This window comes from Neisseria sp. 27098_8_139 (assembly GCF_041433195.1).
Lineage (GTDB): Bacteria > Pseudomonadota > Gammaproteobacteria > Burkholderiales > Neisseriaceae > Neisseria > Neisseria subflava.
The window spans coordinates 1-24,579 of record NZ_JAPWBA010000006.1 but is presented as its reverse complement, the minus strand read 5'-3'; the positions used below and the strand labels follow the sequence as shown (position 1 = coordinate 24,579).

The 24,579-nt window shown below is 50.5% G+C and carries 22 protein-coding genes and 1 pseudogene; 7 read left to right on the top strand and 16 right to left on the bottom strand.

From position 1 onward, the window contains the following. From O3660_RS07260 to O3660_RS07235, 6 genes are all read right to left on the bottom strand, one after another. Positions 1-321, bottom strand: a complete 321-nt coding sequence (locus tag O3660_RS07260) for a DUF2523 domain-containing protein (RefSeq protein WP_371464789.1) — start codon at positions 319-321, stop codon at positions 1-3. 3 nt (positions 322-324) lie between these two features. Then, complete coding sequence (locus O3660_RS07255) at positions 325-1,902, bottom strand: virulence factor TspB C-terminal domain-related protein (protein WP_371464788.1); 1,578 nt, start codon at positions 1,900-1,902, stop codon at positions 325-327. A 63-nt stretch (positions 1,903-1,965) separates the two neighbouring features. Beyond that, complete coding sequence (locus O3660_RS07250; protein ID WP_371464787.1) at positions 1,966-2,268, bottom strand: hypothetical protein; 303 nt, start codon at positions 2,266-2,268, stop codon at positions 1,966-1,968. A gap of 15 nt (positions 2,269-2,283) precedes the next feature. Next, complete coding sequence (locus tag O3660_RS07245; RefSeq protein ID WP_371464785.1) at positions 2,284-2,502, bottom strand: major capsid protein; 219 nt, start codon at positions 2,500-2,502, stop codon at positions 2,284-2,286. A gap of 62 nt (positions 2,503-2,564) precedes the next feature. Next, positions 2,565-2,870 carry a hypothetical protein gene (locus O3660_RS07240; RefSeq protein WP_371464783.1) on the bottom strand — a complete coding sequence of 102 codons (306 nt, stop codon included), beginning with the start codon at positions 2,868-2,870 and terminating at the stop codon, positions 2,565-2,567. A 1-nt stretch (position 2,871) separates the two neighbouring features. Continuing rightward, positions 2,872-4,170 carry a replication initiation factor domain-containing protein gene (locus O3660_RS07235; RefSeq protein WP_371464782.1) on the bottom strand — a complete coding sequence of 433 codons (1,299 nt, stop codon included), beginning with the start codon at positions 4,168-4,170 and terminating at the stop codon, positions 2,872-2,874. 172 nt (positions 4,171-4,342) lie between these two features. On the opposite strand from O3660_RS07235, the gene O3660_RS07230 reads away from it, so the two are divergent. Together O3660_RS07230 and O3660_RS07225 are read left to right on the top strand one after the other, a co-directional pair. Continuing rightward, entirely contained in the window at positions 4,343-4,534 is a 192-nt protein-coding gene (locus O3660_RS07230; RefSeq protein ID WP_049227479.1) for a hypothetical protein, read from the top strand. Between the two features lie 267 nt (positions 4,535-4,801). Continuing rightward, positions 4,802-5,131 carry a hypothetical protein gene (locus O3660_RS07225; RefSeq protein ID WP_371464780.1) on the top strand — a complete coding sequence of 110 codons (330 nt, stop codon included), beginning with the start codon at positions 4,802-4,804 and terminating at the stop codon, positions 5,129-5,131. Between the two features lie 246 nt (positions 5,132-5,377). On the opposite strand, the gene O3660_RS07220 is transcribed toward O3660_RS07225, so the two are convergent. The 7 genes from O3660_RS07220 to O3660_RS07190 all read right to left on the bottom strand — a co-directional run bounded on the left by O3660_RS07220 (position 5,378) and on the right by O3660_RS07190 (position 14,272). After that, on the bottom strand, positions 5,378-5,995 hold the full coding sequence (locus O3660_RS07220; protein WP_049351026.1) for an NAD(P)H-binding protein: 618 nt from the start codon (positions 5,993-5,995) through the stop codon (positions 5,378-5,380). A 92-nt stretch (positions 5,996-6,087) separates the two neighbouring features. Further along, entirely contained in the window at positions 6,088-7,908 is a 1,821-nt protein-coding gene (gene hutW / locus O3660_RS07215; protein WP_049351025.1) for a heme anaerobic degradation radical SAM methyltransferase ChuW/HutW, read from the bottom strand. Positions 7,909-8,182: 274 nt separating this feature from the next. Continuing rightward, positions 8,183-8,908 (bottom strand): ABC transporter ATP-binding protein, encoded by a 726-nt coding sequence (locus O3660_RS07210; RefSeq protein WP_049351024.1) that lies wholly within the window; start codon positions 8,906-8,908, stop codon positions 8,183-8,185. A 46-nt stretch (positions 8,909-8,954) separates the two neighbouring features. Beyond that, positions 8,955-9,896, bottom strand: a complete 942-nt coding sequence (locus O3660_RS07205; protein WP_049329734.1) for an iron ABC transporter permease — start codon at positions 9,894-9,896, stop codon at positions 8,955-8,957. 149 nt (positions 9,897-10,045) lie between these two features. Continuing rightward, on the bottom strand, positions 10,046-10,837 hold the full coding sequence (locus O3660_RS07200; protein ID WP_049351023.1) for an ABC transporter substrate-binding protein: 792 nt from the start codon (positions 10,835-10,837) through the stop codon (positions 10,046-10,048). Positions 10,838-10,909: 72 nt separating this feature from the next. After that, entirely contained in the window at positions 10,910-13,108 is a 2,199-nt protein-coding gene (locus tag O3660_RS07195) for a TonB-dependent hemoglobin/transferrin/lactoferrin family receptor (RefSeq protein WP_049351022.1), read from the bottom strand. A gap of 312 nt (positions 13,109-13,420) precedes the next feature. Next, positions 13,421-14,272 (bottom strand): MBL fold metallo-hydrolase, encoded by an 852-nt coding sequence (locus O3660_RS07190; RefSeq protein WP_049351021.1) that lies wholly within the window; start codon positions 14,270-14,272, stop codon positions 13,421-13,423. A gap of 97 nt (positions 14,273-14,369) precedes the next feature. On the opposite strand from O3660_RS07190, the gene O3660_RS07185 reads away from it, so the two are divergent. Beyond that, on the top strand, positions 14,370-15,356 hold the full coding sequence (locus O3660_RS07185) for a helix-turn-helix domain-containing protein (protein WP_049351073.1): 987 nt from the start codon (positions 14,370-14,372) through the stop codon (positions 15,354-15,356). 10 nt (positions 15,357-15,366) lie between these two features. On the opposite strand, the gene O3660_RS07180 is transcribed toward O3660_RS07185, so the two are convergent. Then, positions 15,367-15,516 (bottom strand): hypothetical protein, encoded by a 150-nt coding sequence (locus O3660_RS07180; RefSeq protein WP_318250436.1) that lies wholly within the window; start codon positions 15,514-15,516, stop codon positions 15,367-15,369. Positions 15,517-15,988: 472 nt separating this feature from the next. Between O3660_RS07180 and O3660_RS07175 the strand changes: the two are divergent. Continuing rightward, positions 15,989-19,072, top strand: a pseudogene (locus tag O3660_RS07175) (TonB-dependent receptor domain-containing protein). Between the two features lie 218 nt (positions 19,073-19,290). Here the strand turns inward: O3660_RS07175 and nadC are convergent. Together nadC and O3660_RS07165 are read right to left on the bottom strand one after the other, a co-directional pair. Next, entirely contained in the window at positions 19,291-20,172 is an 882-nt protein-coding gene (gene nadC / locus O3660_RS07170) for a carboxylating nicotinate-nucleotide diphosphorylase (protein ID WP_371464777.1), read from the bottom strand. Between the two features lie 75 nt (positions 20,173-20,247). Continuing rightward, complete coding sequence (locus O3660_RS07165) at positions 20,248-21,186, bottom strand: membrane protein (protein WP_049227238.1); 939 nt, start codon at positions 21,184-21,186, stop codon at positions 20,248-20,250. A gap of 200 nt (positions 21,187-21,386) precedes the next feature. Between O3660_RS07165 and nadA the strand changes: the two genes are divergently transcribed. From nadA to nadB, 3 genes are all read left to right on the top strand, one after another. Next, positions 21,387-22,499, top strand: a complete 1,113-nt coding sequence (gene nadA, locus O3660_RS07160; RefSeq protein WP_371464776.1) for a quinolinate synthase NadA — start codon at positions 21,387-21,389, stop codon at positions 22,497-22,499. A gap of 156 nt (positions 22,500-22,655) precedes the next feature. After that, a complete protein-coding gene (locus O3660_RS07155) occupies positions 22,656-22,985 on the top strand; it encodes a multidrug efflux SMR transporter (RefSeq protein WP_065424158.1) in 330 nt (109 codons plus the stop codon). A gap of 48 nt (positions 22,986-23,033) precedes the next feature. Then, positions 23,034-24,542: an L-aspartate oxidase gene (nadB, locus tag O3660_RS07150; protein WP_371464775.1), complete on the top strand. Its 1,509-nt coding sequence runs from the start codon at positions 23,034-23,036 to the stop codon at positions 24,540-24,542. Positions 24,543-24,579 lie beyond the last annotated feature (37 nt).

Sequence of the window (24,579 nt, the reverse complement as noted above, 5' to 3'; positions counted from 1 at the left end):
TTATTTCAAAAATTTAAGTGTTCGATAAGATGACCATATACCCAATGAAAACGCGAAACCGCCAAAAATAATATTCAAGGCTTCGGGTATTCCCGCTAAACCAAGCAAACCTATTAAATCGGCAGGCATTTGGAAATAATTCCGTGTCACATAATCTAAAACCCCATCTACAGCAATTGACAAGCCTTCATAAGAGACAAGACTAACGCCCAAACCCAACAAAATTTGAAAAAAGGCGTTTTTAAGCATCGGAAGAAGAGCTATAAACAAACGGCCCAAATACTGAAGCAGTACACGTCCAAAAGCAGCCAAAGCAGGCATTTCCTATCCTTTCATACTGTTTACAGTTTTAAAAATCATCATTGCCGCCGTGAAATAAGCTAACGTTATAAAGACATATCGGAGTTTTTCAGCAGCTTCACACACGAAAGAAAGCGTTAAACTATGGTGACCAAACTGACCAAAATCCAACTGAATATCTTTAGGGCAATAACCGCCCGTAGAGAAAGCAGAGGAGGGCGAAAACTTGCCAAATCCACCATCCGACTTCAGACCACCCCAATCAGGTTCTCCACCTCCATCGGGCGCAGACGGCATATCGCCTAAATCGCCCGAACTATCTGAACCTGTTCCCGTTCCTGTTCCCGTTGTTCCTGTTCCCGTTCCTGTCGTCCCACTTTGACCGCTTCCGCTTTCCTTTCCGCCCCCTTGCATTCCGCCTTCGGGCGTGGTGGCGTGGGAAGCAGAGCTTCCACCACCGCCACCACCGCCCCCAGCGGACGAGCCATTAGGGCTTGATGAATCGCTGTCTTGCTTATTAGTAGAACTTGATGAGCCGGTAGAACCAACATTAGGACTTTCTTCTTTCGGCTTGTGCTTATAAGTACAAACGACGGAATAAGTGCCTCCACTTTTACGAGTAAATTTTCTACTAGAACCCGGGCCACAGTCCCCCTGTTGTAGTGTAACTGGTCCGTAAGATATATAAGGTCTACGTCCCATAGCTTGATGTTCTGATTCTCCTTTAACGTACATTTGACAATAATGGTAGCCATAGGGATGTAGTACATACCTCATTAGCATTCCTTTTTTAGAAATACCAGAGCAAGCGCCTTCTATGGTATCTGAATAAACTCCAGTTTCCTCATTAAAATACACTCCTGTTATTTTGTTTGATTGGCCTGAGCTTCCACCACCGGCATCACCACCGCCATTGCTTCCGCCACCGCCTGAACTTCCACCACCGCCGGAGCTACCACCACCGCCAGAGCTACCACCACCGCCAGAGCTACCACCACCGCCCGAGCTACCACCACCACCGGAGCTACCACCACCACCGGAGCTACCACCACCGCCGGAGCTACCACCACCGCCGGAGCTACCTGTTCCTGAATTTTTATTTTTTTCCTTTTCCTCTTCCTCTTTCTGCCTTTGCTGTTCTTTTTTAACTTGAATTTCTCTTAACAGTCTTTGGTATTCGTTCTCATCGTCTAAAGCCTTTTTTAATTTCTCCTTTTCTACACCTAGCTTTTTTGCATTTTCATCAACATCCTTATCGCCCAAACTTATTTTTTTATTACCCGAATTTTTAGGCAAAACATCTTCAATATCAAAAACTTGCATTTCTTGCTTTTTTCCTTGTGTCCCTTGATATTCAGTGCGATATAGGCATTGATCCAAAACACAAGCTACTTTTGTGATTGTCGTTATATGCGTGATTCCGGTTTTTTTATCCAAAATGCCTATTTGTTTAGGCTCCCATAAACTAGTCATATCGTTGAGCCTTTTATCAGTACGAAAACCCCAAGTAACATCGCCAACCTTTGCAGTTTCAGCAAAAGATTGAACCGGAAACAAAAAAGCGACCGCCAAAAATGCGACCGCCAGACTATTTTTTTTCATATCTACCCCTTAAACAAATAAATTAAAGAAACCACAGCGAAAAAACCAATCATAAAAGGAAAATCAACCAACATCTGAAACCCCCATACCACTTATAAATTTTGCCGCCAATCTAAATGCAAACATCAAAACAAAAATCATGACAAAAGACCCACCGATTAACGCCCCATCGGCAAACTGACTAACAGCCGAACATTCAGGAAACGAAAGCAACACTTTTTCGCCATTCAAAAACCACTCTTTCCCTACCTTCTCAGGAGCTATAATCTTTCCGTCTGCCGTTATAACGGGGGCTGTTTGAGACAATACATAGTCATTTGCAGTTTCGATATTGCCAAAGCACTGAAAACCAACTCGATATCCCATACAGCCCCCAATCAATTAACGACCGCCAACGAATGACGCGACGAGGCGGAACGCCTTCATCAATACATAGACGGCGAGCAACGCGACACCGACAGAAGTTACAACAGGAGCAACAGCATTTACTTGAGTTACAATCTGCGTACCGATATCGGCAATACCTTCAGCAGAAGCAGCAGCCGAACCAGTAGCCAACAGGGCAACAACGCCCGCTTTTTTAAAATTCAAGATTTTCATAAAATTTCCTTTTTTTAAAAAGTGAGTACCGTTTTCAAAAGGCAAACGGAAAGCCCTAAAAATCATGCTTTCGAAGCCGAATTCTGACCACCGGCAACCTTCATAGAATAAACTTTCTGAAGAACCTTTTTGCCTTTAATCTCAGGCATAAGTTCAATTTCAACTTCCACAGGGAGCTTGCCGCGCAAATGTTCCAATTCGACCTTTTTGGCTTCTTCGCCATATTCACACTGAATCAAATCAAAACCGAATTCGTTAGCCGAACTGTCAGAAATAGGGCGTTCAATAAAAACTCGCGTATAGTCAAAAATCACACCGTTATCCGTCTGACCTTTATTCCAAGTTACTTTTCTTAAAATTGCTTTCATTTCATTTCCTTAAGTTAAAATTCGGCGTATGGTGTTTACGCCACATATAGGCTAAATAATCGTCTTCCGACTCAAAATCACGCCCGAAATTTCCAAACTGTTCATTAATCTGACGTTTTTGACATTCGTTCAAATATTCGTCATATGTTCTATGTCTTATAGCACTTCGTTCACTGCCGAACATCATATCAATGACCGAATAAACATCACGCGGGACGCGATGACATTCGTGAATATAAGTCAGACTTTCCGTTGCACAGTCAAACGCCGCAGGATTCAAACGACGGGGCATTTTTTTTTTACCGTCTTTCAAAACTTCCACAATCGCATCAGCGTCAAGGCCCATACGCTCAAGCAAATTAACCACCCCCGAAACCTGAATCGCGCCATATTTAACACAGTGTTCTGCCGATACGTCTTGCTGCTTTTTTACCCGCTCAACTTTAGCCGGAGCTTCTTCATAAGATGAAAAAAGTCTTTCAAAAACTGGAAATGCGCCCGTCAAATACTGACCCGCATCTATCAGGATTTCATGAGGAATCACGATATCCCGATTGTGCAGCTCAAGCTCAACACGAACCCAAGGACTTTCAGAATCGCCAAGCTGTTTACCTTTCTCATACACCCGAACAAAACGGCTGGAATTTTTACGACTGCCGATATACAGAGTTTTTCCGGTGCCTAAATAATGAAGCCAGTCCCCACCGACACATTCCGCAATCGGCTTTGTATGTCTTGATGTATATCCGCCGTTTTCCCAATCTTTAAGAGCCATTTCAGGGTTATACTGACCTTCCAAAAAATCATGCGCCAAGTCAACGCGGGTTATTTTTGCGGTAGGAGCATCATTTTTAATAAATTCATAAAGGCGCGTTTCCCAACCATCAAAAACTGCCGTCAAACCTACACCCGTCAAGTTAAAGCAGACCGTTTCATTTTGACGTTTACCGCCAATGGCAAAAAAGCCGTAGTTCTCAACATCCGTCCCCATGTGATAGGACATCTTATAGCCATTACGGCCGCCCGAATTCTGTTTCAAAAAACCAAAGCCGAAAATTTCTTGAGCAACCGCTGAAGCATTGGCGGCTACTTCTTCTTCCGTTCCAAGTTGATCAGGACGTACAAAAACGCTTTCAGGCATGACAACTGTCAAAGTGTCAATAAATGCAGCAGTCGATTTACCGCGTTTCAAAAGGACTTCTTTGAGCTGTCCTTTGACAACTACGAAATATTCAAAAGTTTCGCTTTTCGGCAGTCCCCCCGTGTTACTAGCGGGGGGATAGATAACAGCTTCATTCATTTACACACCCTAAAATTACTTTTGCACTATTACAACACGTTAAATTAACGCGTTAACGCGTTAACAAATTTCCGTTATGTTAACGCGTTAACACATTAAGTCAACAACAAATTACTTGTTAACACACAAGACATTGTTTTATATTGCATAAAAGATTTAAGGAATATGAAAAATGAAAGCACTAAGAATCAAAGACGATCAGGAAGAAAAAATCAGACAGCTAGCCGTAGCAGCAAATAAAAAACTGATACAACTAGGAAGAGAGCCACTCAGAGACAGCGAGCTAGCTCATATGCTGTTAAACGAAGCCTTAAAAAGGGCATACATAAACGACGACGGCGAAATAGATATAAAGGACAAATAATGCTCAAAAAGGCATTAAAAATCCTAATTTTCGCTGTTTGTTTGATAATAAGCTGGATTCATGGATACTCGGAAGGCGCAATCAAAGGATACGAATGCCTAAGACCTGAAAATAAAAACCGAATAGACTGCATTGTTAATTCAGGAAATATAGAAATTATCGAACTTGACAAACTCGAAGAAATAAACCTACAAAATAAGGAGCAAACGCTCAAATAGAGAGCGTTTGCTCATTAAAGTAAAATAAGCCCCGGAAAGGGGGCTTATCATGGCAACACAATCCGAACTCATCGACCAAATCAAAGACAGACTTTTCATCCTGTCAGATTATGCCTTGGCTCAACGATGGCAGGTAGAGCCGACCCGAATCAGCCAATACAGACGAGACCGTCTTCGCCTGCCGATTAGGTTTATTGAAGACATTGCCGAACAAACCGGCATTGACGCGCTGACACTTATCAAAATGCTGGATACGGCGCGACTGACCAAAAATAACAAGGACGCAGCCAAAATCGTATTATGGCGACCAAACGAAAAAGTTAGGCGTTATCCGCCACCATGGGTAGATCGGAAACACTTTTTCAGACGAAAACGTTAATTCGCATAATTTATATTATGTTAAATTCATAAGTCTAATATTTTAGCCTGCCAACTCCTGTTTCTCTCAGTAGTACAATCACTTACAGAATTCAAACATAAAAGGCCGTCTGAAATTTTCATACGGCCTTTTTATTTATATCCTCCAGCCTTTTCTAAGCAAATCCTTTATTGTTTTGATCGGCTGCTAATCAATTACCTACTCCAACTTTAATAAAGAGAAAGTGGGCAATCTACTCAATCCGTTTTATGCCGCACCAACGCTATACGTTTCGCCCTTGCTGTCCGCTTGGCCGACAATGGCAGCAACGGCAGCGGCCAAGCCGTTGCGCGTCATGTATTTTTGCGGAATTTCTTGGGTATTTTGTGTCAAGGTATAGGTATTATCTTCGCCATCAGCAAGGCCGCAGGGGCGCAGGATGGTCCAATTCAAACCGCTTTGTTTGAGATAGATTTCAGCTTCTGTTTTGGCACGGACGGCTTCGCCGAGTGCCTGTTTGAACGGCTCGCTCATCATGTCCCATTGTTCACCGCAGCCCATGCTGGTAATCAGTACAAAGCGAGCTTGCGGATTGGCGGCTTTCGTAGCGGCAATGATGTTGATATTGCCCAGCGCATCGCTGCGGATGCCCTCTTCGTTTTTGCCGCCGACAAAACTGATCACAGTATCGGGACGATATTGTGCCAACGCTTTATCGAGCGCGTCGGCATCAAGCGCATCGGCGACGACGGTTTGAATATTGTGTGCGGCAAAAAAGCTGTCTTCAGACGGCCTTCTCAATACGGCGACGGTATCGGCTGAGTCAGTCAATGTGCGGATATAGGCGCGGCCGGACGGGCCGTTGGCTCCGAAGATGAGTTGCATGTTTGGGGTTCCTTTGTATGGTAGATGTTTGTTGTTAGAAAATCCGCTCCTCTATGCAACAAGGAACGGATTATCAGGCCGTCTGAAGCCGTTTAAGCGGCATCAAACAATTTGCGCATGGCTTCGATTTGGTGTTGTTTCAACTCGCCTGCCTCATCGCGGCCGACAAAAATTTTAAACATGGCGCCGCCGTTGCGGTTGATAAAGTTGAGCGAGCAAGTAGCTTTGCCCATGAACGGGCGTTCCAAAAGGTAGATGGAGGCGCAGTTTTCGTAATAGATATGACCGTGTACGCCGCCATCGGTTTCAGGATGGTCAAAGTTGTAGAAACCGCGGCCGACTTTGCCGTTAGGCAGTTTGCCGCTGACTTCGACGATGGCATCGGGGGTGTGGGCGATGAAGGTAACGGATTCATCCCATGCGGCAATGGCTTGGAGGATTTCGACTATGCGGCTGCCTTCGGTTTGGCGCACGTTCTCTTCTGGCAGACAGCGGATAACGTCTTCAAAACTGCATTGGTTTTGCGCTGCCAGCATTTCCAGTACTTGGCCGGGATTTTTTTCCAATGATTGACGCAACATGGTTTGTTGTTCGGCTGAAAGTTTTTGCATGGTTTGATCCTTTTCTTGAGTCGGAAGAGTGAGCATGAGTTTGCGGATAAGGGTGGGCGACCAATAACGGCCGCTGGTATTCAAACGGATAAGGCCGTCTGAATCAGGTTCTTTAAAAAGCTGCATTTCCTGCCATTGGGCAATCAGCTTTTGCGCTGCTTTGTTGCCGTCAAACAATAATGGATTCAGACGGCCTGTTTCAATATCGTGCTGGACTTTGCTGAGCAGTGCTTTATTTGGACTATGGCCGCTCATAAATGCGATGTTTTTCTCGCCTTTCGGCGTGGCAAGATAACTCTCCAAATCGCCCTGCACCTGATAGCTGAAACCGCCGAAGTTACCGCCAGCGCCGGATCCGAACGCCAAACAGGGAATGTCGGATTTGATCAGGGTATTGTAGCGGTTGCGCTCGCCGCGGCCAGGATAGGCGAAGTGGCTGTTGCTGACTTGTTCCCAGCCTTTTTCCAGCAGTGTTTCAACCGTGTAGGCATATTGGTCTGCCTGAATATCGAAACCCGGCGGTGTCGGAAATGCACCTTTTTCAATCATGCGGTTGATGGGGAGCATGGGATAAAGGTTGAACGCGTACGTATCCAAACCGGACAAGGGCAGCTCGGCGGCGCGGGCGATATCGTTTTGCCAAACGTCATCGGTTTGATTGGGCAGGCCGAACATCAAATCGGCCACAATCACGGCATCGAGTTCGCACAATTTTGCCAAATATTCAAACGCTTCGTCACCGCTGTGTTTGCGGCCGAGACGGCGGCGGATGGCGGTATTGAAGGTTTGCACGCCGATGGAAATGCGGTTGGCGCCTGCTTCGATGCAGGCCTGTGCTTTTTCCAAATCGAAATGGCTCATGCGCCCTTCGATGGTGAACTCGCAATCTTCGGCAAGCGGCAGATATTGGTAGCAGGCACGAATCAGGCGGACGAGGTCTTCCGTAAGCAACGCGGTCGGCGTACCGCCCCCGAAATAAACGGCTCGGATTTTGCCCTTGCCTGTACGGACTTCGGCTTCAGCTGCCATTTCTTCGATAATTTTGTCGGTATACACGCTGCTTTGGCTGTCCTTCCACGCATTACGGTAGAAGCCGCAAAAAACGCAATGGTTGGCGCAAAATGGAATATGCAGATAAGCAAGCGCATCCACATCGGTGGCATGGGGAAGCCTTTTCTTCCAAATGTTCTGCCACTGGGGACGCGGCATTGGAACACCGCCCCAAACGGGCATTAATGCCTGACGTTCAGGAAATGCCTTGGGTGCGGATTGTTTCGGAGTCCAAACAAGCTGCTGTACCATGATAATGATTAATAAAAATTATTAACAAGATTTATATATTAAATAACCATCATCGTTTTCTTGTCAATATTTTTGCGTAATTAAAAATTAGTATTATTTTAAAATATTGTATTCTATAAATAATTAAATGTATTTCTATTTGATGAAAATCGGCATTTTACTTGTGAAATGCGCAAAATTTGGTTCTTCAAGTCGGGAATATCCTCCCATCTCGTTTCATTTTTGAACGATAAAATAAATTTTCTTTATCGTTTTTCAGACGGCCTTTTGGCGTTCAGCTTCTGAAATAAAACCCCGCTTCATCTTCGCAACGGCGTATCTGCCAACCATAAACCGATTCAAGTAAGTCAGGGCGCATCACTTCGCCCACCTTGCCTGATGCAACTACTTTTCCCTTATTCATCAAAATAATATTTCCCGCATAATGCGCGGCGAGGTTTAAATCGTGCAATACCATCATTGATGAGGCACGGTTTGAATGCCCGACCAAATACTGCATCAGGCGGTGTTGGTGGCGGATATCGAGATGGTTGCACGGTTCGTCCAAAAGCAAGACCGGCGCATTTTGCAACAGGGCGCGGATGATGTTGGCGCGTTGTTGCTCGCCACCTGAGAGCTTGCCGATGCGCTTATCCGCCAACGCCGTCAAATCAAAATAATCGAGTAACTCGTCCGCCCATTCATGGTTCAGACGGCCTTTTTGTACGAATGACGCCAACGCAATGTATTCGCGTACGGTCATCGGCATGTTGTAACGGCCATGCTGCCCGACCCATGCCACCCTGCCCGCGCGGATTTGCGGCGCAACAGCCTCACCTAAAAGCGTGATTTCCCCCTGCCCCGTTTGCCCGATTAAGGCACGCAGTAAAGTGGACTTGCCCGCGCCATTCGGGCCGATAATGACAGTCATGCCCGAAGGTATATCCAGTTGATCAATTTCAAGCAGGGTTTTGTCTTGGACGCAGACGGAAAGATTACGGATTTGAAATAAGGTGTGCATGGCAAAAGATATGGGGCAATGAAGTTTCAGACGGCCTAATAAGGCATCAACGGCTTTTTAAAGGCTTGATAAACAAATACATAAAAAACGGTCCGCCCAATAAGGCAATCACGATACCGACCGGCAGATCGACAGGGTATGTCAGCCAGCGCGCCGCGCCGTCCACCACCATCAAAAACACTGCGCCTAACCAAGCCGACAGAGCGATCAGTTTGCGGCGGCTGCCACCGACGGTTTGCGCCAGCACATTGGGGATCATCATGCCGAGAAAACCGATGATGCCCGAAAGCGATACCGCCGCCCCTGTCATCAATGCCGCGCCGATTACGGTTTGCACACGCAATGCCCCAACTGATACACCCATACTGGAAGCCGTGTCTTCCCCCGTCATCAAAACGTCCAGCCGCCTGCCTGCGGACAACAAAATCAGAAAACCGGGCAACATGACCGCGATTGCCGCAACAGGCGATGAGAAACCGGCTTCGGCAAGGCTGCCCGACAGCCATGTGGTCGCACTGCGCAATACTAAATCGTCAGATAAAAACAAAATCATGCTGACCACCGCGCCTGAAAACGCGCTCAACACAAACCCCAACACCAGCAATCCCAAAGTACCGCCGCCGAGCAGTTTGTGCACTGCCAAAATCAGCAGGCACACGCCCAGCGCACCGAAAAAGGCCGCCGCAGGTACGCCAATCGTACCACCGCCCAAAGCCAATAAAACAATCACGCCCAAAGCTGCACCGCCCGACGTCCCGATCAAACTCGGATCGGCCAGCGGGTTCTCAAATAAAGCCTGCAATGCCGCCCCCGAAGCGGATAAACCGGCTCCAACCAAAAGCGCGGTATAGATACGCGGCAGACGGATTTGGCGGACGGTTTCATCCATCGCCAACGGCGATTCCCACGCGCCAAAGCCGATGCCGCAACACAAATAAACGGCGGCGGCAGTAAGCAACAGGCAGAGGGTAAGGGTATGCGGTTTCATGGCGCAATGCGTTTCAAGCGGATCGGATAACGGTTTCAGACGGCATTTTGAGAACAAGCCTGCACAGAGAAGGAATAAGCGGGGGCGTTTGAACAGAGGCCGTCTGAAAAAGCAAACATCAATCCAGCCTCTTTTCGAAGCAGGCGTATTTATTTCGCCAAACCGTGCAAACGTTGAACCACTTGCGGCGTATCCAACCCGTAACGGAACATATCATTGGCCTTCCACAAATAAATCTTGCCGTTTTTCGCCGCAGGCGAGCCGGCGATTTCGGGGCGTGCGGCAAAGGTTTTGACGTTGCCTATCATGGCCGTGTTGTGATCGGCAATGATAATGATGTCGGGCTTGGCCGCTATCCATGCCTCACGCGTCATCGGTTTGAAACCGTCAATGGCGGCTGCGGCATTGATACCGCCGGCACGGCGGATGATTTCGTCGGCAGCGGTATTCTTGCCCGATACGATGCGCCCATCGTAGCTGAAGAGGTAGCGTTTGCCGCTGGAAGGCTGCTGTTTCATATCCGCCTGCCACTTACTGGCCAATTTGTCCGCCTGCGTGCTTTTACCGATAAGCCGGCCGATGTTGCGGATACTTTGCGGATAGGCGGCGATGCTGTCATCAGGCGCAACATTGACGGCTTTAATGCCTGCTTTTTGCAGGTGGGTAAAAATATCGGCAGGCTGCGCCATCCATGAACCGATGGCGATGTCGGGTTTGGCGGCCACAATCGGTTCAACCGTCAGGCGGCGATGAATGCCGATACTGGGCTTGTTTTTCAATGCCGGATTTTGAACGGTCTGATCGCGGCCGACGATTTCGTCCAATGCGCCGAGTGCGGCAACAATGTCTGCCGTATCGGGGGTTAACACGACGATGCGTTGCGCGTGTGCAGTGCCGGCCAACGAAATAAACGCGGAAAGCAGAAGGAGTTTGAGTTTCATTATTTTTCCTTATCGAATGCTTTCAGACGGCCTGCTCATTTTCTCAGGCCGTCTGAAAACGGTTGAATCACATTAGAACTTCAGTTGTACGGTTGCGGCGAAATTGCGGCCGGTTTCGGTGTACAAGTCCATCACACTGGTACGGCTCATACCGGCAACGTCTGCGTGCTGCCAGTATTTTTTGTTGCCGACGTTGTAGATGTTTGCGCCGATTTCGAGGTTTTTAAACGGTTTGTACCACGCGCCGACATCCCATACGCCATAACCCGGCGCTTGGAAAACAGTATCGCTGCTGACGCGGCTGTGTTTTTTCGACCAGCGCAGCTTGGTGCCGACACCCCATTTTTCCTGCGTGTAGTCCAAACCCAAAACACCGTTGAGAGGATAAGCGGAATCCAACGGTTTGCCGTCCTGCTGCTCACCGCGCATCCAAGCGATGCTGCCGGAGACTTGCCAGCCCGGCAGGAATTTGTAGGCGGCGGAGGCTTCGGCACCGTAGGTTTTGACCCTATCCAGATTTTGATATTGGTACTGGATAATCGGGCGACCGCCTATGGTGGCAGTGCCGACTTCGGTGCGGTTGATGAAGTTGCGGTAACGGTTGTAGAACGCGGTGACTTGCGCACGGGCGCGTTCGTTTTTGAACTTCATCCCCAATTCGAAGCTGTTGGAGCGTTCGGATTTGAGATCCGCATTCGGGATGACGGCATAGCCGTAGGTCGTGTTGGCAAACGCCATGGTCGCGCTGTCAAACGGCGGCGTGCGGAAGCCTTGTGAATAAGTGGCGAAACCGGTGAACTGCTCACCCATCGGAACGCTCAGGCGCAGGCTGGGCGTAAGCGCGGAATCGTTGAAGCGGGTTGCCGTGCCGTCGGGGTTGGCATTGAGATAGGCTTGGTCGGTTTCAGTGTTCAGTTTGTCTTTTTCGTAACGCAGGGCAGGGGTCAGGACGATGCCGTTGCCGAAGGTCAGGCTGTCTTGCGCGTACAGGCTGAGGGTTTTGCGTTTGCTGTCGGGAAAGGTTTTGTTCGGATAGGTGCTGCCCGCATAGACTTTGCTGACGGCGCCGGTCAGGTTGTCCACGGTCAGGCTGTCGCGCGGACGGGCGGTCTCGGTATGTTTGTATTCAGCTCCGGCAACGACGGTTTGTTTGACCGCGCCATCAAATTCCCACACGCTACGTTCGTTCAGCCCACGTATGGTCTGATTGAAACCGTAGTCGGAATAACGGGTCGAGTTACCTAATTGGCGCGCGCCCATACGCGTAATGCTCGCATCGACAGCATCGTCTTCCGTGCGCAGTTTTTGCTGATAGGCGGTCAGGTTCGCTTCTTTCAGACGACCCTCGCCGGTGTAGCGGTAGCCCGCTTCAATGCGTTGGCGGCGGATGCGGTCGCGGGCGTTGCTTTCCGAAGTCGTCACCGTTACCGGCCCGCGCGATTGCGAACCCAAGCCGTTTGCCAATACGGTATCGTTGGCGTGGTAATACTGTTCGTACAAAGTTTCAAAGCGGTGGCGTTCGTTGCCGATATTGCCTTTCGCCAAGATATTGTAGGCATTGTTTTTCTGAGGGTTGGTGGCGGTGCGCGAAGTCGAGTAGCTTTTGTCGCCGCCCATGTTTTCCGTTTCGTGGCCTTGGCGGCGCGTCAGCATCAGCAGACCTTCGGCGTTTTCATGGAAACCGGCGGCTGTTGCCGTCACGCCGTGGCTGCGGTCGCGGCTACGGTAGCCGTATTTCAGCCCAAAATAACCGCGTTTGCCCTTATCGACGAAATCACTCGGAGAAAGCGTCACCATATTCACCACACCGCCGAGTGCATCGCTGCCGTACAGCGCGGAATAAGGACCTTTGACAATATCGACCTGCTTGAGCGTGTCGCTTTCGACCATATCGCGTCCCGAAATCGCGCCGTTGGAGCCGCCGCCCGCGTAGGATTCGGGAATGCGCACGCCGTCCACCATCATCAGGATGCGGTTGCCGTCTATGCCTCGAATATTGATACCCGCATGACCGCGACGGTTATTGTCAGACGGCACGCTGACGCCGGATTCATACATCACGATATCGTCCAGATTCTGCGCCGAGGCTTGATTCAAGGTTTTGCGTCCGACAACCGACACATTCGGCGCGGCTTTATCCAAGGTTTGCGCATTGCGGTCGGCCGTAACCACCACAGGCTCTATTTCTGCCTGAGCCACCGGCATCTGAGCCGCATATAACTGTCCGGAAAAAACCGCCCCTACTACACAGACAATCGCTTTCTTTTTCATTACATAACCTTATCATTTGAATAATAATGGTTTGCATTTATAAAACAAATAGGCAGTTTTTGCAAGTTTGGGAACTGCAAGACAGCACTAACAAAGGTGCGGAGCATATGTATTCGTCTGACTACGCCTGCCTGCTCTAACCTGCCCATGATTGACTGATACGGCAGCGATGCGGCCGTTAAGCCATAAACGCAGTTTTCAGGCTATCTGAAAACCCTGTGCAGACTGCTTTTAAAGGCCGTCTGAAATCCGAAAAGCAGCCTGCACTTTGAAAAGCAAGGTGCAGGCTGCTTTAGGGTAATAAGCCGTTTATCAATCCAGCTTCACGATTTCTCCGTCTTCCGGAACGTTCACACGGCTTTCAATGCCTTGACCGCGTATAAATTTACGCATATCGGCGCGGCTGACAGCGGTATGATTCACGGTATCCATGTGTACGGTGATGATTTTGGCTTTAGGCATGACTTGGCTGGCTTTTAATACATCAGCCGTCCCCATAATAATGCCGTCTGAAATGCCTGAAATCAGCGCGTAGCCCGTGTTCATAATCAGATAATCGGGTTTGTAGCGGTTCAATGCTTTGTTTACATCTGCCGTCCACACAGTATCACCCATAATATAAGCGGTTTTGTGTCCGCTGCTTTGGAATACCACACCCATTGCATCGCCTAAGATTTCGGCTAGCTGCGGGTTGGCATACATGGCTTCTGTACCATGTACACCGCCGGTTTTGCTGATGGTTACACCGTTGAATACAGTGCTGCCGTTCAACACGCGTACATCAGTAAAGCCTTGGCTGCGGATTTTTGCCGCGTCGGCTTGGTGCTGCACATATACGGGCAGGTTTTTCGGAATGGAATGTGCGGCGGTTTCGTCCCAATGGTCTTCGTGAGTATGGGTAACGATAACTGCATCCACACCGTCCAAAATTTTATTCACGCTCATCGGTAGCCCGACCAGCGGCATTTTGGCTTGGTTATTGAACGTGCCGGCAAAGCCGTTCATGGAATGCTTGGGGGCGAAAAACGGGTCAATCAAAAACGTCTGCCCCGCATATTCGACTTTGGCGGTAGCGTTACGGATATGTTGGTATGAATCGTCTGCCCAAGCAGAAAAGGCAGTTGCACTTAAAACAACTGAAAGAATAAATTGATTTAATTTCATGATATTGCTCCTTAAAAAATCATGGAGCGTATTTTAAACAGCAGACGCATCGGCTAAAATGGGCAATATTGCCAATAAACGTAAGAATAGTGCCAAAATGTCGTCTGAAAACGAGCGTAACGAGTTTCTCCAAAATCAAACTGTTCCCAAAATCGTGCTATATGCTCAATCGGGCATGAATGATTTTGTCTTCAACATTCCCTTTTCTGTTTTTCAGACGACCTATCGGGACTATCCGCTCTTTGACATGAAAATCTGTTCCGATGACAGCAAAGACGTCATCACGGCACTGGGCGCAAGCATTCCCGTACACGGCGGCTTGGATTTGACGGAAGAAGCCGACATCATCGTCATCGCAGGCTGGCGCAATATTGAAGAAGCCCCGACACCCGAGTTGAGCGCGCATTTACAGAAAGCGGTACAACGTGGTGCGCATATCACCGCCCTATGTTACGGCACTTACGCCCTTGCCTACACAGGACTTTTAGACGGCAGAACCGCCGCCACCCACTGGCTTGCCGAAGACGACTTTGTCCGCCGTTTCCCTAAAATTCATCTGGATACCAACCGCCTATATGCGGAAGACGGCAACTTTTTAACATCGGCAGGTGCGGCGGGCGGGCTGGATTGCTGCCTGTACCTCATCCGCAAAATCCACGGTGCAACCGTTGCCAACGACCTTGCCCGTACCTTGGTTGCGGCACCACACCGCGAAGGCGGGCAGGCACAGTTTATCCACCGACCTGTCGAACGTCGTACCGCCGATGACAAAATCAATCACTTATTGGACGAACTGCGCCAAAACCTTGCGACCCCATACCGCTTGGACGATTTGGCAAAAAAATTAGCTGTTTCCCGCCGAACCTTTATCCGCCATTTTTCTCAAGCCACAGGCATGAATTTCGGTGAGTGGCTCACAACAGAGCGGCTATGGCAGGTACAGGATTTGTTGGAAAATACGGATTTGCCGATAGAACGCATCGCCGAACAAAGCGGCTTCGGCAGCGCGGCAAACCTACGTTTGCAGTTCAAAGCCAAGTTTAAAATCAATCCGAATGCCTGGCGGAAAGTATTTGGCAGATAGCTCGCGTTAGTCAATCCAAAATACCTGGGTGCGGGCTGCTTCGGAGGTCTCCACTGAAACCGAGTTTCCCGCCAAACTGCCGCAGGCGGAATAAAACGTGAAAGTCAGACAAATACTTGCCCAAGGCAGGCGTATTAACTTCATCTAATTCACGCCGCATACGGTGATTTCCGCTCTCTCTACAAAGGAACAGAGCATATGTATTCGTTACGCCTACCTGTACAAACACCACCAGATGACATTCCATCACAGCACCGTTTACCGCCACCTTCATCAAGATAATCGACAAAGATCGAAAGGCGCATCGCCGAAAAAACATTTAGCCACGGAACGCCAAGTGTTTTATTCTTGAATCTGTTCCAACCACTGGTACCCGAATGTTGCATTTGAAATCTGAATCCAAGCCTGTCTGAAATTTTCAAACAGGCTTTTATTTGTTCCACTTATCCCTCACCCTTCTATTTACCTCAAACTCAAAAAACATTTCTATATTATTAAAAATTAGTTAGAATTTCACAAAATCATAAATAATAATCAAACTTATTTGTATTATTTTAGTCAGAGTGTAATCGCATCTATTCGATCTGTCTCATTCAGATGGCCTTACCAATCAAGTTATATGGATACATTCTATGCAACCGATTAAAGTCACCACCCTCTCCGCCTGTATCGCCGCCATTGGTTTCGTCCCTGCCGTTTATGCTGCAGACAATTCGACAGTTATTCTCGATACCATCACGGTCAAAGGCACACGCAATAAAGACAAAATCGGTAAAAACCGGGTTTATACCCGAGAAATCGTCAATCTTTACAAAGGCAAAAACGAAGTTGAGACCTTCAAAGGCAACACCGTATCCGACCTTTTGAGCGGTATGTTCGGCGTGTACAGCAGCGCGCTGGATCCCAATATACGCGGCGTACAGTGACAGGGACGGATTCCCGTTACCATCGACGGCACGGAGCAGGCGATTACCGTCTGGCGCGGCTACGCAGGCGCAAACAACCGCAACTACGTCGACCCCAACATCATCAGCAGCGTTTCCATCGAAAAAGGCCCATCGTTCAGCCGTGATATGAAAAGCGGCATAGGCGGCTCCGTCGCCCTGAAAACCATCGATGCCGACGATATTGTCCCCGAAGGGCAGAAATACGGCTTTGAAGTGAAGGCGGAGGCTGCCAATAATTCCATCAAACAACGTGCCAATATCTATGAAAAATCAGTCGATTATCGGACATTGGATGATCCTACCGTCGCACTCGGCGGTATTTGGCGGGCAATGTTGGACGATACCGACCGAGTCAGCCAACGTTTTAGCGGACGCAATAAATTTGGTGAGGATAAAGCCTACCGTATTGCCGCCGCCACCAAGCAGGACAATTTCGATGCCATGCTCGCCTATGCCTACCGCAGTAAAGGCAATTATTTTTCCGGTAAAAAAGGGGCGGAGCGCTACGGCTATATCGGCCCTTGAACAATGGAGACGGTCAATGAATTAAACAGACAGATTGCAGATGCCGCTGCAAGAGGCGAAAAATTCTACGGAAGCGAGGCAATGTTGGGCGCACCTGATATTGCGAGAATTGGGCTTTCCTACCATCCGGGCGGCGAAGTAACCAATACTTCGCTGGAAAATAAATCATGGCTAGGCAAAACTACCTTCCGCTTGCCCAACCGCCAAACCTTGAAATTCGGACTGCGTCATACAGACTCCATTTTTGGTGAAATCATGCCCTCCCGCGTCATTGGTCCGCTATTCAGTACGCCGGATAATCTGAATAAAATTGCCGAATGGCCGAGGGCATGGGTCAAACAGCGTTCCTACAATATCGATTATTCATGGAAGCCCGAAGGCAACCGTTGGATAGATTTCGATGCGTCATTGTGGACGACCCGTACCAAATCCAAAACCAATACCGCAGGCGGTTCGCCCGGTGATGCCATGTATGAAGACAGGACGGATGGTGTCGAACAGCTTCCAAACACCAACGGACGCTTCAATACCATAGAGGGTAATGCCTACTATGCCAACAATACCCGCAACGGTTTCAACTTTTCCAACCGTATGAAATTGCACGATAAGCTGACGCTGACCTTAATGGGAGATTTCCAAAATGAAAAATTGAGATCCCGTAATGAGTTTTCAGAAGAATTAAGTCATGATGGTTTGGATAAATACAGGGAAGAAATAGAGGCATCACAATTGGCTACCAATACCGAACTGACAAGATTCGGCGAGCCGAGGAACGGTAGGCGCAGAGAATGGAATTTTGGTTTCAATTTCCGCTACCAGCCGATGAGCTGGCTGACTCTGACGGCAGGAGCGCGCTATACCAACTTCAAGATACAGGACGACAACGAGCGGCTGAAAACCGGATTTGACAAATACAACAATCCCTTAGAAGTTAATCGAGGTCAGGTATTTCGGTTTACCCGTGTAGCAACCGAGCAGGAATATCGTGATTATCTGAATGCGATCAACAATGATGAATTCAATGCGGCAAGAGACAGTATCGTAATAGATGAAAGAGGGGTGGCAATATTAAATCCCACTCCCCATAATGACGACAACAGACCAAGGCTGGATAAGCTGACATACTATTGGCTGAAAGACGACAAAGGTCGTCTGAATCCTGCCAATCATCCTTGGTTTGCCATTCCCGAGTTGCATAGTCAAGCCGTCAATCCTGCTTATGATCCAAGCAATCCTGACAGTCCGCGCGTAGTTCAAAAATATATACCTAATTACGACACTCTAAGGTTTTATAGGTCTCCTATTACATCTAACGAACTGCAGCGCGCCCGCAAACAGGGCGGCAGCGGCTGGGCGCCAGCTTTCTCCGCGACCATCAATTTTACAGACTATGCCCGCACCTATCTGCGCTATACCGAAACCCTGCGCTTTCCCAGCATATTTGAGGGAACATACGGCTTTTCAAATGTGGCAGGATCGTTTGCCCGCATGGGTTACGGCTGGCAACCCGAACACGCCAAAAACTGGGAGGTTGGCTATATTCATGATTTGACAGGGCTGTTTCCCAAAATGAAAAGCGCGGATTTCCGTGTCAACTACTTCCACAACAAAACCAAAAACATTATCGACAGGGACGAGAATTTTGAATTCGAGCAATTCGACAAACAAATCCGTACCGGCGTGGAGTTACAGGCACGCTTCGACAGCGGCAGGTTTTTTGGAGGAGTCGGCGTATTGCGTACGCTCAAAAACAAAGTTTGCGACAAATCTTTTGCCGTTTCCAGTGTAGATAATTCGAGTTATTTGAGCGGTGGCGGCTTTATTCCCGCGCCCGAATGCAATTACGGCGGCTTGACTGACAACGGCTATCTTGCCAGCATGGTTCAACCGCGCTGGTCGATTGATGCTGATTTGGGCGGACGCTTCTTCCGCAACAAGCTGGAAAGCGGCATCCGCTTCCATTACCACAGCCGTGTCTATCAAAACCGCCGTACCATATGGCAGGCTTATTACGACCAACTAAACCGTGTCAATGGCTCCAACCTTCAAGCGGACACCGATACTATGCGTTGGCAGCCTGTCGCCGTATGGGACGCCTATTTGCGCTACAAAATCGGCAAGAACCTGACTGCCGAGCTTGTGGGCAGCAACCTGACCAACCGCTACTACCTCGACCCGATGAGCCGCTCTTATCTGCCTGCACCTGGTAGGACAATCCGCATTGGGATAACTGGAAAATGGTAATGATCAATTAATCATTTGGGGAGTAAAAAGCCGTCTGAACATTGGGTTTCAGACGGCTTTTTACATGATGGCTTAGTTATGCCCTACTCTTTCATGTTATATGAAAGTTAAAGCTAACCTGCATAATTTTTATATCTTCTGCTTTGGAATTAAAAAGGCTGTTTGAAAATGAAACGTCTATATTTCAGACGGCCTTTGCTTTATAGCAAACTCAAAATTTAAGCCACGAAATCCAACCCTATGTCCAGCGAACGGCTGCTGTGGGTCAGATAGCCGAGGGCGATGCCATCCACGCCGGTTTGTGCCACGCGCTTCAGGCGGTCGAAGCCGATGCCGCCCGATGCTTCGCAATAGATGGTGTGTGTGTGGGCGGTTTGTGTGTGGCAGCGGTTTGCCGCTTCTTTCAAGGTTTCGTCGTCCATGTTGTCCAGCAAAATCCGTTCTGCGCCCGCTGCGATGGCTTCGTCCAGTTGTGCCAACGTGTCCACTTCGATTTCTACACAAGTCAACGGTCCGACCGCCTGTTTTGCCTGCCGAACTGCTTGGGCGATGCTGCCGCAATAGCCGAGGTGGTTGTCTTTGATGAGCACGGCGTCGTCCAAGCCCATGCGGTGGTTCACGCCGCCGCCCGCCCTGACGGCGTATTTTTGCAGGACGCGCAGCAGGGGGATGGTTTTGCGGCTGCACACGATGTCTGTGCCGTATTCGGCGACCTCGGCGACGGCACGCGCGGTGGCGGTGGCGATGCCGCTCAAGTGCGTGAGGTAGTTGAGCGCGGTGCGTTCGGCGGCAAGCAGGGCGCGGGCGTTGCCTTCGACGGCAGCCAGCGTCTGACCTGCGCGGACGGCTTGCCCGTCTTGGATTTCGGCTTGGAAGCGGACGGACGGATCCATCGTCTGAAAGGCGAGGCGCGCCAAGTCCATGCCGGCGATAACACCGTCTTCGCGGCTGACGAGGAAGAGTTTGGCGGTTTTGTCGGGGGCGATGACGGCGGCGGACGTAATGTCGCCGCGCCTGCACAAGTCTTCGCTCAGGGCTTGTTCGACTACGGGGCGCAACAGGGTGTCGGGCAGGGGGAAGAGGGTGTTTTCAGACGACATGGGGTTTCCTTTGTTGAAAAAGATTGATGTTGCACCGATGGGGCAAAACTTCATTTGAGGTCGTCTGAAAACGGGCTAACGGCTGCCCAGCGGCAGTCCGATATCCGAAATCAGCCTGTCGGGCAGGACGTCGTCGCGGAAGCGGTAAAGCTGCGCGGGACGGCCTTTGCTGCCCGATACGCCGGTATCCGACGGCTCGATGAGGTTTTGCTGCTGGATCTGGCGGCGGAAGTTTTGCTTGTGCAGCAATCTGCCGCTGATGGCTTCGACGCTGTTTTGCAGTTGCAGCAGCGTGAATTCGGGCGGCATCAGTTCGAAAATCACGGGGCGGTATTTGATTTTGGCGCGCAGGCGGGACAGGGCGGTCGCCAGTACGCGGCGGTGGTCGTGGCGCATGGGCTGCCCCGTGAGCGCGAAGTCGAAGTTTGCCTGCGGCTCGGCGGCTTCCGCTATCAGGCCGCTTTCATACAGCATTTCATAGCGTTGCAAAACGTATTCTTCCGACCAGTTTTCCGGTTCGACCCCCCAGCACAAATGAATGCGCTTGAGCCGCTTTTGGCGCACTTCCTCCGTGTCCGCCGAGTTTGCCCAAATGCGCAGGCGGCTGACGATGGCATCGCGCTGCCCGCCGTCGGTGCGCAAGTCTTCCCATGGGAAATAGCCGTAGCAGTCCTGCCATTTCGCGTCAGGATGCAGGATGCTGTCGGCTGCCTCGCGCACCAGTCCCAGATAGCTGACGTACAGCACGGGCATGCCGTGTTCGTTGCGGCGGTGGGTATCGACAAAGGTGTAAAGCTGTTCCACATAGCCCATAGGCTGCGAAGTCTGCTTGGCGACCCACAGCTTCACGCCCGCCTGCAGGGAATTGCGCAGTGGGGAGAGCGGGCCGTTGGGCAGGAGCGTGCCTTGGGCGACGGTCAACACCCGCAGGCCGCCGTCGGTGACGGCAATCAATACGGGAACCAGCTCGACGATGCTTTGCGGCGGGGCTTCGGCTTCGGGGTAGGCGTCCATGCTCGGCTTTCTGTGGGTGGGAAAGGCTTTATTGTAAACCAAAGCGGTTTGTCGGAACGAAGCGGGTCGGTTTTGCGGTATCTCAAACCTGTTTTCAGACGACCTTGCATATTATACTCAACTTGAGCATAATATAAAACAGTTTGAAAAACAGATGGCAAACCTTCATGCCGTCTGAAAAACAGTTACAAGGAAACATCATGCAAACCGCCGCCCGCCGCTCGTTCGACTACGATATGCCCCTCATCCAAACGCCGACTTCCGCCTGCCAAATCCGTCAGGCGTGGGCGAAGGTTGCCGACACGCCTGACCGCGAGACGGCAGGTCGTCTGAAAGACGAAATCAAGGCTTTGCTGAAGGAGAAAAATGCGGTCTTGGTGGCGCATTATTATGTTGATCCGCTGATTCAGGATTTGGCTTTGGAAACAGGCGGATGCGTGGGCGATTCGTTGGAGATGGCGCGCTTCGGCGCGGAACACGAAGCCAATACGCTGGTGGTGGCGGGCGTGCGCTTCATGGGCGAGAGCGCGAAAATCCTCTGCCCTGAAAAAACGGTGCTGATGCCTGATTTGGAAGCGGAATGTTCTTTGGATTTGGGTTGTCCCGAAGAAGCTTTTTCAGCGTTTTGCGACCAACACCCCGACCGTACGGTGGTGGTGTACGCCAACACTTCCGCCGCCGTGAAAGCGCGTGCCGACTGGGTGGTAACGTCTTCGGTGGCGTTGGAAATCGTGTCGTATTTGAAATCGCGCGGCGAGAAACTGATTTGGGGACCCGACCGCCACCTCGGCGACTACATCCGCCGCGAAACGGGCGCGGATATGCTGTTGTGGCAGGGTTCGTGCATCGTCCACAACGAATTCAAAGGGCAGGAGCTGGCGGCGTTGAAGGCGGAGCATCCCGACGCGGTGGTGCTGGTTCATCCCGAATCGCCGCAAAGCGTCATCGAACTGGGCGACGTGGTCGGCTCGACCAGCAAACTGCTCAAAGCCGCCGTATCTCGTCCCGAAAAAAAATTCATCGTGGCGACCGACTTGGGCATCCTGCACGAAATGCAAAAACAGGCGCCCGACAAAGAATTTATCGCCGCACCGACGGCGGGCAACGGCGGAAGCTGCAAAAGCTGCGCGTTCTGCCCGTGGATGGCAATGAATTCGCTGGGCGGCATCAAATACGCCCTGACAAGCGGACACAACGAAATCCTGTTGGACAGAAAGCTGGGCGAAGCCGCCAAACTGCCTTTGCAGTGCATGCTCGACTTCGCGGCAGGACTCAAGCGCGGGGATGTGTTCAACGGCATGGGACCCGCCTGATTTGCCGTTCGTAATGGGTGCAGCCTGAAAATACCGCCCGCCTGCTTTCCCAAGACCGGGTTTGCGCACAAAAAATCTTTAAAAACAAGACTGTTTTTTATTTTATTGCATTGATATAATTATACTTTCTTTCATTTATCAGGTAAAAACATGCAAATGCACTGGCTCTTTCTGACTGTAGCAATTTTAAGCGAAGTCTGCGGTTCTTCCATGCTCAAACTGAGTGGCGGGTTTAGCAAACTGTGGCCTTCTATTGGCGTGGTAGTCAGCTTTTCGGTGTGTTTTTGGGCCTTGTCTATGACACTGAAAACCATGCCGCTGGCTACAGCATACGCCATTTGGGCAGGCGTGGGACTGGTTTTAACGGCTTTAGTCAGCGTGGTGTTTTTCGGTGAGAAAGCTGATTTCATTGGGATTGTCAGCATCGGTTTGATTTTGCTGGGCGTGGTGCTGCTCAATACCATGTCGCATATGTCGGGGCATTGATTAATCCACTATACCGTTTCAGACGACCCCTCAAACAAGGACAACACCATGCAAACCGATTGCGACGTATTGATTGCCGGAAACGGGCTGGCGGCACTGGCGCTCGCCCTGTCGCTGCCTGAATCGTTCCGCATCGTCATTTTGTGCAAAAACCGGCTGGACGACACCGCAAGCCGTCATGCGCAAGGCGGGATTGCGGCAGCGTGGTCGGGAGAGGACGACATCGAAAAACACGTTGCCGATACCTTGGAAGCGGGCGCGGGTTTGTGCGACGAAGCCGCCGTCCGCACCATCCTGTCGCAGGGCAAACCGGCAATCGAATGGCTGCTGGCGCAGGGTGTGGCGTTCGACCGGAATCCTGACGGCTTGCACCTGACGCGCGAAGGCGGGCATACCTGCCGCCGAATCGCCCACGTCGCCGACTACACGGGCGAAGCCGTCATGCAGAGCCTGATTGCCCAAATACGCCGCCGCCCGAACATCCGCGTTTGCGAGCGGCAGATGGCGTTGGACATCCAAACCGAATCAGGCTCGGCGTGCGGGCTGACCATCCTCGACTGTCGAACGCAAGAAACCTACCGCATCCGCGCCCGCCATACCGTACTCGCAGGCGGCGGCTTGGGGCAGATTTACGCCGCCACCACCACGCCGCCCGAATGCACGGGCGACGCCATCGCCATGGCGATACGCGCAGGCTGCGCAGTCGAAAACCTCGAATTTATCCAATTCCACCCCACAGGTTTGGCAAGGCCGTCCGAAAACGGTCGCACCTTCCTAATTTCCGAAGCCGTGCGCGGCGAAGGCGGTATCCTGACCAACCAGTCGGGCGAACGGTTTATGCCGCATTACGACCGCCGCGCCGAACTCGCGCCGCGCGACATCGTTGCCCGCGCCATCGCCGCCGAAATCGCCAAGCAAACGCAAGACTTCGTCTCGCTCGACATCAGCCATCAACCCGCAGAGTTCGTCCGTCAGCATTTCCCGTCCATCCATCGACACTGTTTATCCCAATGCGGTTTGGATATCACGCGCCAAGCCATCCCCGTCCGTCCAGTGCAACACTACACCTGCGGCGGCATCCAAACCGACCCCTGCGGCAGAACTTCCCTGCCACAGCTCTACGCCTTAGGCGAAACCGCCTGCACAGGGCTGCACGGAGCCAACCGCCTCGCCAGCAACTCCCTGCTCGAATGCGTCGTTACCGCCAGGCTTGCCGCCCAAACCATCGCAGACGGACAAGCGTTCCAAACCGCACTGCCCCAAAGGTCGTCTGAAAACCCCTCCGCCGAAGCAGGCATCTTTTCAGACGACCTCCAAAACACATTCAGCCGCCCCGTCCTGCAAGCCTTCAACCAACACCATCTCGGTATCCTCCGCAACGATACCGGCCTGCGCCGCGCCATCGCCCAACTGCGGCTTTGGAAGCAAAACCAAGCCGAACCGCACACCGCGTCCGAATACGAAAACCGCAACCTGCTCGAATGCAGCCTCGCCGTCGCCCAAGCCGCATACAGGCGGAGACAGAACATCGGAGCACATTTTAATAGTGATTGTTAAGGCTGATAGTGAAAACATTTCTTCAATAAATAAAGTC

Bases quoted from the DNA above. Each gene is read 5' to 3' on its own strand.
- O3660_RS07260 (WP_371464789.1), bottom strand. From the start codon at position 321: ATGCCTGCTTTGGCTGCTTTTGGACGTGTACTGCTTCAGTATTTGGGC.
- O3660_RS07255 (WP_371464788.1), bottom strand. From the start codon at position 1,902: ATGAAAAAAAATAGTCTGGCGGTCGCATTTTTGGCGGTCGCTTTTTTG.
- O3660_RS07250 (WP_371464787.1), bottom strand. From the start codon at position 2,268: ATGGGATATCGAGTTGGTTTTCAGTGCTTTGGCAATATCGAAACTGCA.
- O3660_RS07245 (WP_371464785.1), bottom strand. From the start codon at position 2,502: ATGAAAATCTTGAATTTTAAAAAAGCGGGCGTTGTTGCCCTGTTGGCT.
- O3660_RS07240 (WP_371464783.1), bottom strand. From the start codon at position 2,870: ATGAAAGCAATTTTAAGAAAAGTAACTTGGAATAAAGGTCAGACGGAT.
- O3660_RS07235 (WP_371464782.1), bottom strand. From the start codon at position 4,170: ATGAATGAAGCTGTTATCTATCCCCCCGCTAGTAACACGGGGGGACTG.
- O3660_RS07230 (WP_049227479.1), top strand. From the start codon at position 4,343: ATGAAAGCACTAAGAATCAAAGACGATCAGGAAGAAAAAATCAGACAG.
- O3660_RS07225 (WP_371464780.1), top strand. From the start codon at position 4,802: ATGGCAACACAATCCGAACTCATCGACCAAATCAAAGACAGACTTTTC.
- O3660_RS07220 (WP_049351026.1), bottom strand. From the start codon at position 5,995: ATGCAACTCATCTTCGGAGCCAACGGCCCGTCCGGCCGCGCCTATATC.
- hutW (WP_049351025.1), bottom strand. From the start codon at position 7,908: ATGGTACAGCAGCTTGTTTGGACTCCGAAACAATCCGCACCCAAGGCA.
- O3660_RS07210 (WP_049351024.1), bottom strand. From the start codon at position 8,908: ATGCACACCTTATTTCAAATCCGTAATCTTTCCGTCTGCGTCCAAGAC.
- O3660_RS07205 (WP_049329734.1), bottom strand. From the start codon at position 9,896: ATGAAACCGCATACCCTTACCCTCTGCCTGTTGCTTACTGCCGCCGCC.
- O3660_RS07200 (WP_049351023.1), bottom strand. From the start codon at position 10,837: ATGAAACTCAAACTCCTTCTGCTTTCCGCGTTTATTTCGTTGGCCGGC.
- O3660_RS07195 (WP_049351022.1), bottom strand. From the start codon at position 13,108: ATGAAAAAGAAAGCGATTGTCTGTGTAGTAGGGGCGGTTTTTTCCGGA.
- O3660_RS07190 (WP_049351021.1), bottom strand. From the start codon at position 14,272: ATGAAATTAAATCAATTTATTCTTTCAGTTGTTTTAAGTGCAACTGCC.
- O3660_RS07185 (WP_049351073.1), top strand. From the start codon at position 14,370: ATGTCGTCTGAAAACGAGCGTAACGAGTTTCTCCAAAATCAAACTGTT.
- O3660_RS07180 (WP_318250436.1), bottom strand. From the start codon at position 15,516: ATGCGGCGTGAATTAGATGAAGTTAATACGCCTGCCTTGGGCAAGTAT.
- nadC (WP_371464777.1), bottom strand. From the start codon at position 20,172: ATGTCGTCTGAAAACACCCTCTTCCCCCTGCCCGACACCCTGTTGCGC.
- O3660_RS07165 (WP_049227238.1), bottom strand. From the start codon at position 21,186: ATGGACGCCTACCCCGAAGCCGAAGCCCCGCCGCAAAGCATCGTCGAG.
- nadA (WP_371464776.1), top strand. From the start codon at position 21,387: ATGCAAACCGCCGCCCGCCGCTCGTTCGACTACGATATGCCCCTCATC.
- O3660_RS07155 (WP_065424158.1), top strand. From the start codon at position 22,656: ATGCACTGGCTCTTTCTGACTGTAGCAATTTTAAGCGAAGTCTGCGGT.
- nadB (WP_371464775.1), top strand. From the start codon at position 23,034: ATGCAAACCGATTGCGACGTATTGATTGCCGGAAACGGGCTGGCGGCA.